Origin of the sequence: Streptomyces sp. NPDC057438 (assembly GCF_042802995.1) — a bacterium.
Taxonomy (GTDB): domain Bacteria; phylum Actinomycetota; class Actinomycetes; order Streptomycetales; family Streptomycetaceae; genus Streptomyces.
On sequence record NZ_JBHVDD010000054.1, the window covers coordinates 22081 to 35411 of the forward strand.

General features: G+C 72.5%; 10 protein-coding genes. 7 read left to right on the forward strand and 3 right to left on the reverse strand.

The window, feature by feature from the left end; all coding sequences use genetic code 11:
• Positions 1 to 18 precede the first annotated feature (18 nt).
• The gene (locus ACFU5F_RS26030; RefSeq protein WP_383891800.1) at positions 19 to 1209 is read right to left on the reverse strand and encodes an MFS transporter; all 1191 of its coding nucleotides are present in this window, start codon (positions 1207 to 1209) and stop codon (positions 19 to 21) included.
• A 111-nt stretch (positions 1210 to 1320) separates the two neighbouring features.
• Here ACFU5F_RS26030 and ACFU5F_RS26035 point away from each other — a divergent pair, with 111 nt between their 5' ends.
• The 4 genes from ACFU5F_RS26035 to ACFU5F_RS26050 all read left to right on the forward strand — a co-directional run bounded on the left by ACFU5F_RS26035 (position 1321) and on the right by ACFU5F_RS26050 (position 5844).
• Complete coding sequence (locus ACFU5F_RS26035) at positions 1321 to 2385, forward strand: ArsR/SmtB family transcription factor (protein WP_383891803.1); 1065 nt, start codon at positions 1321 to 1323, stop codon at positions 2383 to 2385.
• On the forward strand, positions 2382 to 2888 hold the full coding sequence (locus ACFU5F_RS26040) for a glutathione peroxidase (protein ID WP_383891806.1): 507 nt from the start codon (positions 2382 to 2384) through the stop codon (positions 2886 to 2888). The genes ACFU5F_RS26035 and ACFU5F_RS26040 overlap by 4 nt, the downstream gene beginning before the upstream one ends.
• Positions 2889 to 2955: 67 nt before the next feature.
• Entirely contained in the window at positions 2956 to 3846 is an 891-nt protein-coding gene (locus tag ACFU5F_RS26045; RefSeq protein ID WP_383891809.1) for a MerR family transcriptional regulator, read from the forward strand.
• Positions 3847 to 4167: 321 nt separating this feature from the next.
• The gene (locus tag ACFU5F_RS26050; RefSeq protein ID WP_383891812.1) at positions 4168 to 5844 is read left to right on the forward strand and encodes a hypothetical protein; all 1677 of its coding nucleotides are present in this window, start codon (positions 4168 to 4170) and stop codon (positions 5842 to 5844) included.
• A 267-nt stretch (positions 5845 to 6111) separates the two neighbouring features.
• Here the strand turns inward: ACFU5F_RS26050 and ACFU5F_RS26055 are convergent, their stop codons facing one another.
• On the reverse strand, positions 6112 to 9276 hold the full coding sequence (locus tag ACFU5F_RS26055; protein WP_383891815.1) for a D-alanyl-D-alanine carboxypeptidase: 3165 nt from the start codon (positions 9274 to 9276) through the stop codon (positions 6112 to 6114).
• A gap of 287 nt (positions 9277 to 9563) precedes the next feature.
• Between ACFU5F_RS26055 and ACFU5F_RS26060 the strand changes: the two genes are divergently transcribed.
• The 3 genes from ACFU5F_RS26060 to ACFU5F_RS26070 all read left to right on the forward strand — a co-directional run bounded on the left by ACFU5F_RS26060 (position 9564) and on the right by ACFU5F_RS26070 (position 12262).
• Positions 9564 to 10322, forward strand: coding sequence for a GPP34 family phosphoprotein (locus tag ACFU5F_RS26060; RefSeq protein WP_059084037.1), 759 nt, complete (start codon positions 9564 to 9566; stop codon positions 10320 to 10322).
• 602 nt (positions 10323 to 10924) lie between these two features.
• A complete protein-coding gene (locus ACFU5F_RS26065; protein ID WP_383891818.1) occupies positions 10925 to 11794 on the forward strand; it encodes a helix-turn-helix domain-containing protein in 870 nt (289 codons plus the stop codon).
• A gap of 258 nt (positions 11795 to 12052) precedes the next feature.
• Entirely contained in the window at positions 12053 to 12262 is a 210-nt protein-coding gene (locus tag ACFU5F_RS26070; RefSeq protein ID WP_046917909.1) for a DUF397 domain-containing protein, read from the forward strand.
• Positions 12263 to 12406: 144 nt separating this feature from the next.
• Here the strand turns inward: ACFU5F_RS26070 and ACFU5F_RS26075 are convergent, their stop codons facing one another.
• Entirely contained in the window at positions 12407 to 13264 is an 858-nt protein-coding gene (locus tag ACFU5F_RS26075) for a hypothetical protein (RefSeq protein ID WP_383891821.1), read from the reverse strand.
• Positions 13265 to 13331 lie beyond the last annotated feature (67 nt).

The following is a 13331-nucleotide window of genomic DNA, read 5'->3' on the forward strand; positions in this document are numbered from 1 at the left end:
CTGGGGACGAGCCGTCCGTCACGACCTGCGCGCCGCTGCCGCGAGCGCCGTCCGCTCGCCCCGCCCCACACCCCACAGCGCCGACGTCACCGCCACCGACGCGGCCGCCATCGTCGTCATCGCCGTGCCCGGGGACGTCAGTTGGGCTGTGGCGCCCGCGAGGGCCGCGCTCGCTCCCTGCATCGTGAGCATGCCCGCCGAGTGGAGGCCGAGGGCGTGGCCGGTGAGGTCGGGCGGGGTCAGGGTCAGAAGGTGTCGCTGCTGGATCAGGCTCGCGCCGAAGCCGACGGAGGCGAGGGCCGCGCAGGCCGCCGCGGCGGGGGCAGGGGGGTGGAGGGCGAAGAGGAGGTAGGGGGCGGCCAGGAGCAGGAGGAGCGGGCCGGCCAGGCGGTCCCGGGTCCGGGGCGGGAGCAGACGGCCGACCGTCACGTCGCCCGCCAGCATGCCGAGCGCCGCGCACGCGAAGAGGAGGCCCGCCCGGTCGGGGGCGTACGCGACGAAGAGGGACTCGCAGCCGACGACCAGGCCGTTGGGGATCCACAGCCCCAGGTAGAGGCGGCGGCGCGGGGCGGAGGACCACAGGCGGGCGTTCGTGCGCCAGGTCTCGGCGACGGACGGGCGGCCGGTGGCGCGCGGGGCGCGGTAGGTCAGGCCGAGGGCGGTGCACAGGGCCGCCGTCGCGTAGAGGGCGGCCGAGACCAGGAGGCTGACCGCAGGGGACAGCAGCGCGACCAGGGCGCCGCCGGTCGCGTAACCGGCGATCTGGGTGACCCCGTGGAGCATATTGAACACCGAACGGCCGAGGAGATAGCCGTCCTTCGGGAGGATCTCGTTCAGCAGGCCCCAGCGGACCCCGCCGCCGAGGGAGGCGACCAGGCCCTGGGCCGCGATCACCGCGAAGACCGCCCACAGGGGCAGGCCGGGCAGGGCGAGGGCGGCCGTGCTCGCCGCGAAGACCACGGCCAGGCCCGTCATCGTCGCTCTCGGCGGCAGGCGGTCGGCCGCCGAGAGCAGGGTCGTCGCGCCGACCACCTGCGCGAGGGACGGGCCGAACATGCTGAGGGCGGACAGGAGCGGGGAGCCGGTCGCCGAGTAGACGGAGGTGGCGAGGGCGAGGCCGCCGATCGTGGAGGCCGCGACCTGGAGGGAGGAGGAGAAGAAGAGGGGGGTGAACTCCCGGGTACGGAAGAGGGCTTGGTAGCTGGGCATGAGACAGGACACTCGTCGCCCCGTGCCCATCGGCCGTAATGTTTCGCGGACACACGAAGCGTCCGCCGGGTCGAGGACGTCGGCTCGCGTCGCACTCCGGGAGGTCGCCGCGTGGGCTGGTGGCAGGTCAACGCCGACACCCTCGCCGGGAGCCGGTTCGTCGTCTCCCCGCTCGCGGAGACGTTCGCGAGTCTGAAGATGCTGCACGCCGGGGTCGCCGCGCATCCCGGGGAACGGGCCTGGCTCGCGTCCCATCTGCCGGCGTACCGACGCGAGTTGGGGCGGGACCCGGTCAGCGCGCTGCTGATCCGCGCCGGGCTCGGGAGGGAGTGGATCGCCGACTTCCTGACACCCACGCCGCGCGAGGACGAGTCCTTCGCGGACGAGATCGCCCGCGTCCGGGACGCCGACCCCGCCGCCGCACGCGCCCACCTCACCCTCTCCCTGCGCGGCCCGCTGCCCGCCGCCCTGCACCGGGACGACCTGCCGGACCGCGCCGCCGGCCTGCTGACGTACGTGTGGGAGGAGACCGTACGGCCGTACTGGGAGCGGCGCCGGCGGGTGCTGGAGGCCGACGTGCTCGCGCGGACCGCGCGGCTCGGGCAGGGCGGCTGGGCGGCCGTGCTGGACGCGATGCGGCCGGGGATGCGGTGGCTCGGCGAGAGCCGGCTCCAGGTCAACCTGCACGAGTACCCGCCGCGCGAGATCTCCGGGGCGCGGCTGGTCTTCGTACCGGTCACGGCGCAGCGGACGGGGTGGGTGGCGTGGGAGGAGGGTGAGCGGTACGCCGTCGTGTACCCGTGCTCGGGCGTCCTCGCCGCCGACGACGACGGCCGAAGCGACAACGACGGCCGGAGCGACGACAACGGCCGGAGCGGCGGCGGCGCCATCGCCGTGCCCGCCGCCCTCGGGGCGCTCCTCGGTGGTGCCCGCGCCCGGGTCCTCGTCCTCCTCGACTCCCCCATGAGCACCACCCAGCTGTGCGCGGTGACCGGGCAGGCGCTCGGCTCCGTCGGCCGTCATCTGCGGGTGCTGCTGGACGCGGGGCTGGTCCGGCGCGGACGGGCGGGCCGGTCGGTGCTGTACGCGCGCACGGCGGAGGGCGAGGTGCTGGTGCGGGCGCCGCAGCACCCTCGCGAGGGCGAACGCCCTTCCGGAGATAGCATCCGTTTATGACTACAGACCACGCCACCCCCTCCCCCCTCGACGTCGAGATCGGCGCCCTGAAGGGCGGCTCCGCGGACCTCGCGCAGTACGCCGGACAGGCCGTCCTCGTCGTGAACGTCGCCTCCAAGTGCGGCCTCACCCCCCAGTACACGGGCCTGGAGGCGCTGCAGGCGCGTTATGCCGCGCAGGGCTTCACCGTGCTCGGCGTGCCGTGCAACCAGTTCCTCGGGCAGGAGCCGGGCTCGGCGGAGGAGATCGCGGAGTTCTGTTCGGCGACGTACGGCGTGACCTTCCCGCTGACCGAGAAGGTCGAGGTGAACGGTGAGGGCCGGCACACGCTGTACACGCGTCTGGTGGACCACGCGGACGCCGAGGGCCACACCGGTGACATCCGCTGGAACTTCGAGAAGTTCCTGATCGGCCGCGACGGCTCGGTCGTCGCCCGTTTCTCGCCGCAGACCGAGCCCGAGTCCGCGGAGCTGGTCGCCGCCGTGGAGAAGGCCATCGGCTGACGGCCTTCGTTTGACCTTGCCCCTGGGGCAAGGGGCACCGTCCCTCTCGCCGGGCGGAGGGCGCCCGGTGACGGAGGACGACCCAGTGCACGTGGACGACCCGCACGACCTGCTCACCATCGGCGCCTTCGCCGCCCGCGCGCGGCTGTCGGCGAAGGCGCTGCGACTGTACGACCGGCTGGGGCTGCTCACGCCGGCGTACGTAGACGAGGTGAACGGCTACCGGTACTACCGGGCCGAGCAGGCCGAGCGTGCCCGTCTGGTGGCTCTGCTGCGCCAGCTCGACATGCCTCTCGCACGGATCGCCGAGATCGTGGGCACCGTGGAGCGGGACGGCACGCGGGCCGCCGAGCGGCTCGACACGTACTGGGCCGGGGCCGAGGAGCGGTTCGCGTCGCAGCGGACCCTGGTCGCCTACCTCCGTGGACGGTTGTCGGGAAGGGGATCCGGGATGGACGGGACGTTCACGGTCGAGACGGTCGACAGCGCCGAGCAGGTGCTGCTGACCCAGTCGCGGCACACGCTCGCGGACGAGTTGCCGGCGTGGATCGGGGCGGCGCTGGGGCGGCTGGAGGCGGGCGCGGCGGCGTGCGGGGGAAGCACGGGCGCGCCGTTCGTCGTCTACCACTCCGAGGTGTCGATGGAGAGCGACGGGCCCGCGGAGGCGTGCGTCCCGGTGGCGGACGAGAGCGCCGCGCGGGCGTGGGCGGCCGAGCACGGGCGGTCCTGGGAGACCCGGGTGCGCGTGGAGCCGGCGGGACGGCTGGCGTACACGCGGATCAGCAAGGCCCAGGTGGCGCATCCGCAGATCCTGGCGGCCTTCGAGGCGGTCGAGCGGTGGATCGCCGGGCAGGGGCTGGAGATCACCGGCCCGTGCCGCGAGATCTACTTCGCGGACTGGGAGGCGGCGGGTCCCGAGGACCCGGTGTGCGACGTGGCGTTCCCGGTCGCATCCTGACCCTGGTCCCGGCCCCGCCGGTGCGGGGTGCCGGGTGCCGCTGTGGTCGAATGTCGAGGCGGCCGGGACGCGGGCCGCCGTAGGGGTTTCCCTACGGCCGTAGCGGATCGCACACGTCCTGTCGGCCAACTGTCGGCGAGTGGTTAGCGTCTACCTCAACACACGGAGAACGTCAGGGACGACGTCGGTGAAGACCGCACCCGCCCGCACGAGCCGAAACGGAACGGAAGAGCCGCAGTGGCCTTTGCCGAGCTGACCCCACGACGACCCGTCTCGCGCGCCGACGAACCGTCGCGCGAGCCGTGGCGGGAACGCCATCGGGTGCCTCTCACGGCCGCTCTGTGCGCCCTTCCGCTGTACGTCGTGTGGTGGGCGGTCTTCGCCACCGGCGGCGGCGACCTGGCGGCCCAGGTGGCGTGGGCGGAGTTCGCCAAGATGTACCCGGACTCCGCGGTCAACCTGTTCTGGTACGGGGGCCTGCACGCGGCGAACTACAGCGTGCTCTCGCCGTACCTGATGGCGGCGTGCGGGGTGGTGCCCGTGACGCTGGTGTCGGGGCTCTCGGCGTCCTGGCTGGCCGGTGCCGTCGTCACTCGTACGGGTGTACGTGCGCCGGTGCCTGTCGCGCTGGCGGCGACGTTCTCGCTGTGGTGCCAGGTGGTGTCGGGGCGCTCCACGTTCATACTGGGCACGGCCTTCGCGATGGGGGCCCTGCTGGCGGTGCTGAGCGGGCGCGGCGCCCGGCAGCTGTCGGTGGCGGCGGTGTGCGCGACGCTCTCCACGCTGGGCAGCCCCGTCTCCGGGCTGTTCCTCCTCGTGGTCGGCGCCGCGTATCTGCTCTGCCGTGAGTGGGGCCGGGCGGGGGTGCTGACCCTGCCGCCGGTGACCGTCGTGGCCGTGACCACGCTGCTGTTCCCCTTCGAGGGCGAGCAGCCGATGGCCTTCAGCCGGATATGGCCGCCGGTCGTGCTGTGCGCGGTGGTCGTGCTGGTCGCGCCGAGCGCCTGGCGGGTGCTGCGCCTGAGCGCCGCGATCTACGCGCTCGGCGTGGTCCTCTGTTACCTGATCCCCACGCCGATCGGCACGAACGTCGAGCGGCTCCTGGAGCTCGCGGGCCCTGCGGCGGCCCTGGCGATCTGCCTGTACCGGGGCGAGGCGCGCACGGACGGCTCCCGGCTCCCGCTGCCCTGGTTCACGCCCCGGCGGCGGACGGTGGCCGGGGCGGTGGCCCTGGTGCTCTCGGTGACCTGGCTGACCGGCAAGACGACCGCGGACATCGTCACCAACACGAAGGTGCCGGAGTGGGCGGTGAAGACGGACGGGGTCGTCAAGGAGCTGAAGCGGCTCGGTGCCTGGAAGACCCGTGTCGAGGTGGTGCCGGCCCGCGACCACCGTGAGGCCGCCATCCTCGCCCCGTACATCAACATGGCGCGTGGCTGGAACCGGCAGGCCGACGTCGAGCGCGGCCGTCTCTTCTACGAGGGGCACGGCGGGACCGAGGTGCCGGAGAACGCGTTCACGTCGGCCGCGTACAAGGCGTGGCTCTCGCAGTGGGCGGTCGGGTTCGTGGTCCTCGTCAACGGCGAGCCGGACGGGCCCGCCGAGCTGGAGCACGCGCTGGTGACCAGTGGGCCGGACTATCTGCAGCCCGTCTGGCAGGACGCCAACTGGAAGATCTACCGGGTGAAGAACGCGACCCCGCTGGTCGACAGGCCGGCCACCGTCGTCAGCGCGGACGGCGCGAACCTCGTCGTCCGCATGCCGAGGGCCGGCGAGGTCACCGTGCGCGTCGCCTACTCCCCCTGGCTCTGGGCCGACAACGGCTGCCTCACCGCCGACCGGGAGTCCGACGGCGACCTCACCGAGTTCACCCGCCTGACGGTGCACGAACCCGGCGACATCCGCATCAGCTCCCAGTACGGCGGCCCGTCCCGCACGACGGCCCTGGAGTGCGAGAAGGAAGCGGACGAGAAGGGGACGCCCGGCGGGGAGGGGTGAGGGGCGCGCGTCCAGGGGTGGGCACGCGCGGGGCCTTGGGGGGACAGCCGGAGGGGGTGCGAGGCTTCGCCGGGAGCTGTGCGGGTGGCGGGGTGCCCGTGCCATGGCGCTCGATCGCCGGTGAGAAGCACCGAACCGCCTTGAGAGGCAAGCCCCGGACACGCGGAAGCGCCCCTGTCCGTCCGTACGGTCGGAAGGGGCGCCTCAGCCTCGTGTCACGGGCGGCCGGCCCGCACCGGGCGGCTCACCCGGGTCGGCCCGCGCGGGTCAGCTCACTCGGGTCAGCTTGGTGAGGAAGCCGGGTTCGGTGAGGGTCTCCTGGAGGGCGACCGGTACCTCCACGCCCTCGCCGGTGCCGTTGCCGACGATCAGTGAGCCGACCACGGTGCCCGGCTTCGCCTCGTGCGGGACGGTGGCGCTCGCGTCGAGTTCGAGCTTGACGGTCTTGCCGGCCCAGCCGACCGCCGAGACGTTCTTCGTGACGACGACCGGGGTCCGGCCGCCGAGCCCGTCGTCGACGTGTCCGACGACGTCGCCCTTCTTCAGGATCGTGTCGGAGGTCAGCGCCTCCTGGGCGGCGATCATCGCGGTCTTGCTGACGGCGTTGACCGTGTCGATGATCGGCGGGGTGTGCTGGCCGAGGATCGCGCCGACGACGATCGCCGTCTCGCCGCCGACCTCCTGCGTGCCCGCGAACAGCAGGTTGCCGCCGGCGGCCGTGGTGGAGCCGGTCTTGATGCCGATGGCGTTGTTGTACGGGACGAGCCGGTTGTAGTTGTCCCAGCGCTGCCCCGAGGGGTCGTACCAGACGGGCAGCCTGGTGATGTCGGTGAGGGCCTTCATCTTCACCAGCGCGTTGCCGAGCTTGACCTGGTCCTCGGCGGTGGAGACGGTCGTCTCCTTCAGACCGGACGGGTCGGTGTACGTCGTGTTCTTCATCCCGAGGTCCTTGGCGGCGGCGTTCATCTTCTTGACGAACGCCTCCTCCGAACCGTTGCTGTCCCAACGGGCCAGCAGCCGCGCGATGTTGTTCGCGGACGGAATCATGATGGCCGCGATCGCGTCGTACTGGGAGAGCTTGTCGCCCTCCTTGACGGTGTTGAGCGTGGACTCACCGTCCTTGTCGTAACCGCCCTCGGTCTCCCCCTTGGCGTCGACGGTGATCGTCTCACCCTTCTCGCCGGGCTTCATCGGGTGATCCTTGAGGATGACGTACGCGGTCATCGCCTTGGCGACGGAGCCGATGGCGACCGGCTTCTGCTCGCCGAAGCTGTCCATCGTGCCGATGCCGTTGACGTCCATCCAGCCCTGGCCCTCGGTGGGCCACGGCAGGTCGACCTTGCCTCCCTTGAACGCGTACGACTCGTCCGCGGTCAGGGCGAGAGTGGCGGCGGGCAGCGGACGCAGGGACTGTGCGACCGCGAACACGATCACCAGCAGGATGGCGAGCGGGGTCCAGATCTTGACGCGGCGGATGAACGTCCGTACGGGGGTCTGGCGCGGCGGCGGGGTGTTCGTCAGCTCGGCCAGCAGGTCCAGCGGCGGCTTCGGCGGCAGCGGCTGCTGCGTCGTCCGCTCCGGGCCCACCTGGGGGATGGCCCGCGTCGCCTCCGCCGGGGTGACGGCGGGCCCGTCGGGCGCGGCGGCCGGGGGCCTGGACGGGGCGTGCTCGTCCAGGGGCTTCAGGGCGACGAACCTGCTGGTGCGCTCGGACGGGGGCGGGGGGTCCGCGACGGCCTTGCCGGCGGGCTCGGCGTCGGCCTCGGCCTGGTCGATGCCGTCGGGCTTGGCGCCCGCCTGGTCGATGGGCCCCGTGGCCTTGGGGGAGGCGGCGCCGCCCAGCTTGAGCATGGTGGTGGGCTGATCCACCGCGGGCGGCCGGGGAGCCCGGAAGACGGCGGTCGCCTGGTCCACCGCCGGCCCCGCCTCGGCCCCGCCGTCGCCCTCCGGCTCACCGTCCGTGCGGCTTTCGGCGTCGGCGTCGTCCGGGTTCTCGTCGTCCGGGGCCGCGTCGGGGCGCGCGGCGGCGGAACGGTCCTCCACCTCGTCGGCGGCAGCCGGACGCGCGTCTTCGGGGTGCGCGTCACGCACGGAACCGGCGACGATCGCGTCCTCCGGCTCCGTCCGCTCCTCCGCGACGGAACCGGCGGCGCCCCCGCCTTCCGACCCCGCCCGCACGGCTGCGGCGGGGACGCGGAGGGTGGTGGTCTTCGAGTCGTCGCCGCTGCGAGGGGGCTTGGGGGCGGCGTCGGCCCCTGTGCCGGTGGCGGTGCTGCCGGTGCCGGTGTCGGTGGCGGCTTCCGCCGACGCGTCCGCGTCCGGGGCGGCTTCCGTACCGGCGGCGGCCTCGCGGTCGCTCTCCTCCCCCGCCCGGGCCGCGGGCAGGCGTGCCGCCGAGGTGGCGTGGGCGGGGGCGTCGGCACCGCGTTCGCTTCCCGGGCCGGGCTCGTCGTCCCCGGCGTCGGCGTCGTCCTCGGCCGCCCGTGCCGGGTCGGCGGTCTCGGGCTCCTCGACCGCGCGCGGGCTCGGGGCGCCTGCAGCGGCTCCGGCGGCAGGCTCGCCGCCGTCGCCGTCGGGCTCGTCCCGGCCCTGGTCGTCCGCCACCTCGTCGGAGCGGGCGGAGGACCGCGTCGAGGCGTTCGGGCCCTTCACGGCGTCGCCGGAGACGTCACCGGCGGCGTCTGCGTCCACGTCGTCACCGGCGTCGGCGTCGGCGTCCGACGAAGCGCCGTCGGAACCGGAGCGGGAACCGGAGCCGGACTCGGTGTCCGTGACAGCGTCAGGCGCATCGGTGTCCGCGTCCCCCGTCTCCGGGCGGCGGTCGCGCGCGCCGGTGTCCGGATCACCGTCACCCGAGTCGACGGCCGAGTCCCCGGGAGCCGCCGAGCCTCCGCCATCCGAGTCGGCGTCCGAGCGCCTGACATCGGAGCCTCCGTCACCCGCATCCGCTCCCGCGTCGGCACCCGAAAGCCCCGCGTCCGAGCCGCCGGAATCCCCGTCGGCGACCGCAGGCCCGGCATCCGGGCCCTCGGTGTCCGCGTCGGTGTCCGTGCCGCCGTTCATCTCCGGGTCACCGTCACCCGGGACGGCTGCCGCGTCGGCCTCGTCCGGGCCCGGGCCGGCTGTCGGCCCGTCCGTCTCCGGTTCGGCGGCCACCCGCCCCTCGGACGTCCCGGACTCCCCGGAAGCCGGTTCCGCACCCCGGTCCGCGTCGCTGCCGGAGTCGGCCTCCGCCGCTTCGAGCAAGGAACGGCGGGAGAACACCGCCGTCGCCTGGTCGGGCTTCGGAGCGGCGTCCCGGGACATCGCGAGGCGTGGGTCGGGGGACGGCTTCGCGGGGCCGGGGGTGTCCCGGACCGGTGGCTCGTTCCCCGGTGTCGACTCCGTCGACGACTCGTACCGCTGCGACCTGTCGGGGGACGTGCCCGCCACCGATGCCTCCTCCCGCGCGCCGCCCGTCCAAGGAGCGCGCGCCCAACCGAACCGTGAACCGTGAACCCGTGAATCCGTGAAAGACCCGCCGCCCGGACACTAGTCACCGGCGCACCACCGCGCCTCACCGCTGTCCGAACCATGTACCAGTGTCCTGTGTGCGGGCTTAACCCCTGCGGTAGACGAGAACGACATACCTATCGGTTCCACTACATTCCGGTCACGCACTCTCGACAGACCAATGTGAGAGGGGTCACCCTGTCTTTCATCCACGCGGGGAGGCATGGATGGGCAGGAGCCGCAGAACACTTCCGGAGGAGCTTCTGCTGCTGGCGTTGGACCCGGCCACGGGTACCACCGCACAGCCGCAGTCGCTCGACCTGGGTCTGGCCGGAGCGCAGCTAGTGGAGCTGGCGCTGGCCGGACGGATAGCCCCAGACGGGGATCGTATCGCCGTGGTGTCCCCACGGCCGACTGGAGATCCGACTCTGGACTGCGCGTTGGAGTTGCTGCGAAGGCGTGGCGCTCCCGTACGGGCGGTCCACTGGATCGGCGGGCCGCGTCTCGGGCTCCGCCAGATCTACCTCTCGCATCTGGAGCGGTGCGGCATGGTGCATGCCGTGGCGGGCCAGATGTGCGGAGTGCTGCCGACCACTCGCTACCAGGCGAGTCAGACCGAGATCAGCCGGGAGATCCGAGCCCGGCTGGATTCCGCGATCCGCACCGGCGTACCGCCGGACCCGCGGACCGCGGCGCTCGCCGCCCTGGCGCACGCGGTCGGCCTCGGCAAGCACCTGTATCCGGGGAACGAGGGACGCTCGTCCCGCTCCCGGCTGCGGGACCTGATCCGGCACGACCCCATGGGCGGCCTGGTGGCCCACGCCGTCATGGACGTGCAGAACGGTGTGGCCGCGCAGCCACGCCGCAGCCCGGCACCGACCGGCCGTCAGGCCGCCCCCGGCGCCAGGCCACCCGCACCGGAGCCCGCGCGCGGCGTTCCGATGCAGCCACGCCGCGGGTCGATGGCCCGCGTAGTGGCGCACTGAGCAGTTCGCGCAGCACCACCGCCAGACCCGAAGCACCCGCAGCACCACAGTTCGCGCAGCACCCGAAAGACCCGACGCACCCGCGGCACGCGCAGAGTTGGAAGCGCGCGCCACGGCACCGTGGTGCGGTGGGAGCAGGACCCCGGAGCCGCGGGTCCCGCCCCCACCGCACCACGGACGTCACGCGCGCACACGCGTCGCGTGCGCCACGCGTGCCGAGGGACCCAGGAACCGGTTCGGGAGCCGCAGGTTCGCGCGGGGCGTGCGGGGGCGCAGTACGCCTCCACACGCCCCGCGCGACCGCATGTCCGCGTCCGGGACGCTGCAGGGTCACCCACATCGATTTGCGCATCGCACCACCAGACGCACCACCAGACGCACAGCGCATCGCACCGCGGCTGCGGGCCGTGGTCTCGGGCCGCTCGCGGGCCGCGCACCCGCGTCCGTCCGGCGAAGATCCCTCCGCGGCGGAAAATCACCGGCACAAACGGCGCGTGCGCAGCGCATATCCGCTGTTTTCCAGCGGTACTCGGCACCTTGGTGGCAATCTGCTCAGCAGCAGATACGCAAAGTAGAGGCACGCAGCCGGAGGTGCACGTCCCGTGGCGTCCAACGTCAATCCCACCGTCAGGCGACGCCGGTTGGGCCAGGAGCTGCGTCGGCTCCGCGAGCTCAAGGGCATGACCGCCGAGGAGGTCGCCGAGCGGCTGCTGGTCTCCCAGTCGAAGATCAGCCGCCTGGAGAACGGCCGTCGCAGCATCAGCCAGCGTGACGTCCGCGATCTCTGCGGGGTCTACGAGGTCGAGGACCAGCGGGTCGTCGACTCCCTGATGCAGATGGCCAAGGACTCGCGCCAGCAGGGCTGGTGGCACGCCTTCGGCGACGTTCCGTACAGCGTCTACATCGGTCTGGAGACCGACGCGGCCAGCCTGCGCGTCTACGACCCCCAGGTCGTCCCCGGGCTGCTGCAGACCCGGCCGTACGCCGAGGCGCTGATCGCGGGCGCGCTGCCCGAGACGACGCCCGCCGACATCGACAAGCGGGTCCAGGTACGGCTGAGGCGACAGGAACGTATCTCCGCGCCGGAGAGCCCCCTGCGGCTGTGGACGGTCCTCGACGAATCGGCGCTGCGCCGGGTCGTCGGCAACCGCTCCCTCATGCGCGAGCAGCTGGAGCACCTGGTGGAGCAGTCCCAACTCCCGCACGTCACCGTCCAGGTGATCCCTTTCGACATGGGCGCGCACCCCGGTCTGAACGGGCAGTACGCGATCCTGGAGTTCCCGGACGCGTCGGACTCCAGCGTCGTCTACATCGAGGGTGTCACCAGCGACCTTTACCTGGAGAAGCCGGCCGACGTGCAGAAGTACAGCGTCATGTACGAGCACTTGAGGGCCCAGGCGCTGAACGTGGATCAATCCCGCCAGCTCATCGAAAAGATCGCGAAGGAGTACGCGCAACTCCGTCCCCACTGAACGGCCTCTTCCGGCCCTGGTGGGGCTGAAGGGGCCGGAAGATACACCCTAGACACACTCGGGGGGAAGACCCCCATGGAATATGCCACCCACCCGAGTGAATAGTCGCTTCGTCAGCCGATGTTGGCGAGTAGCGTCGATCACGCCAAGGAAATCAACGACCTTGGCGCAAACCGAGCCGTGGATTCCGGAAACGGTCAGTACCCCTCCGCGGCTCGGCGACAGCAACTCAGCGACCAACCGGCAAGCGGAGCAGAAATGGCAATTCAGCAAGGCGCCCAGAACTCGTGGGTCAAGTCGTCCTACTCCACGGGCAACGGCGCGTGCGTCGAGGTCAAGTCCCCCGTCGTCTCGGCCCTGTCCGTGCGCGACTCCAAGGTCACCGACGGGCCGACGCTGGCGTTCCCCGCCGACTCGTGGAGCGCCTTCGTGGCCGAGGTCGGCCGGGGAGCCTTCGACCTCGCGTGACCATGGTTCACCACAACCATCATCACCATCCCCCTCACCCCAACTCCACACACACCCACTGACAGAGCCCTCTCGACCGGCCCGCCGTCCTGGCCGAGGGGGCTCGGCCTTGCCCGGGTCCCAGCGGCGGCCCCGGGCATGGAATCAGCGCAGCCGGTCCACGTATCGATCCGTCCCCGGGACCGTGGGCACGAACGGTGCCAGCAACTCCTGCCGCCCCAGGCCGGATTCGGTGACCGCCTCCCCCAGTCCGCCGAAGTACGCCTCCCAGCAGTCGCGCGGGTCGGTCTCCAGGAACCACAGCAGCGTCAGGCGGGTGTCGACGCCCTCGACCTGCTTGACGTACGACATCCGGTCCAGGGGCAGCGGGGTCGGACGGAAGACGGTGACCATGGCGGCAGGTGAACCGGCGAGCCGCTTCGGCAGCAGCCGGGCCCGCAGCCACTCCAGCAACTCCCGCCGTTCCCCGGGCCCTTCGGCGTCGATCACCTGGAGCACGAGGCCCGCGTACGGGTGGTCGAGGGCGTGGAAGTCCCGGGGTCCGGCGGCACCGTCGCGGTAGACGGTCACCTCGTGGTCCTGGAAGGCCGTGAAGACGTGCGTACGGTCCTGGTAGACGCGTGCGTCGCGATTCAGCCGCCTGTTGATCGCGACCGTCCACCTCATGTGGTCGTCGTAGCGGCCGTCGGTGATCCAGTAGGTGGAGAGGTAGCAGCCGGCGGTGACCGGCTGGGCGATCGCCGACTTCTCCGGCGTACGCAGGAGCTGGAGGTCCCGCGTGGCCACCCAGCGTCGGCCCGAGAACATCCAGGGCATGGCCATCGCGCCCGCGTAGTAGTGGTCGTCCTCGTACCAGCGGTTGTACGCGTACTCGTGGCCCGGATGCGGCTCCACCATGGTGATCAGCGCGTGGCCGGGGCGGACGCCGTACGGGCCGACGGCGGCCAGCTCGGCGTACGTGGCGCTGCGGGTGTCCTCGCCCGTGTGCTCGGCCTCGCTCATGTGCTTCCCCTTCCGTCCACCTGCGGTCGCCCATACTCTGACGCTCCGTCAGATAATGCGCCAGAGC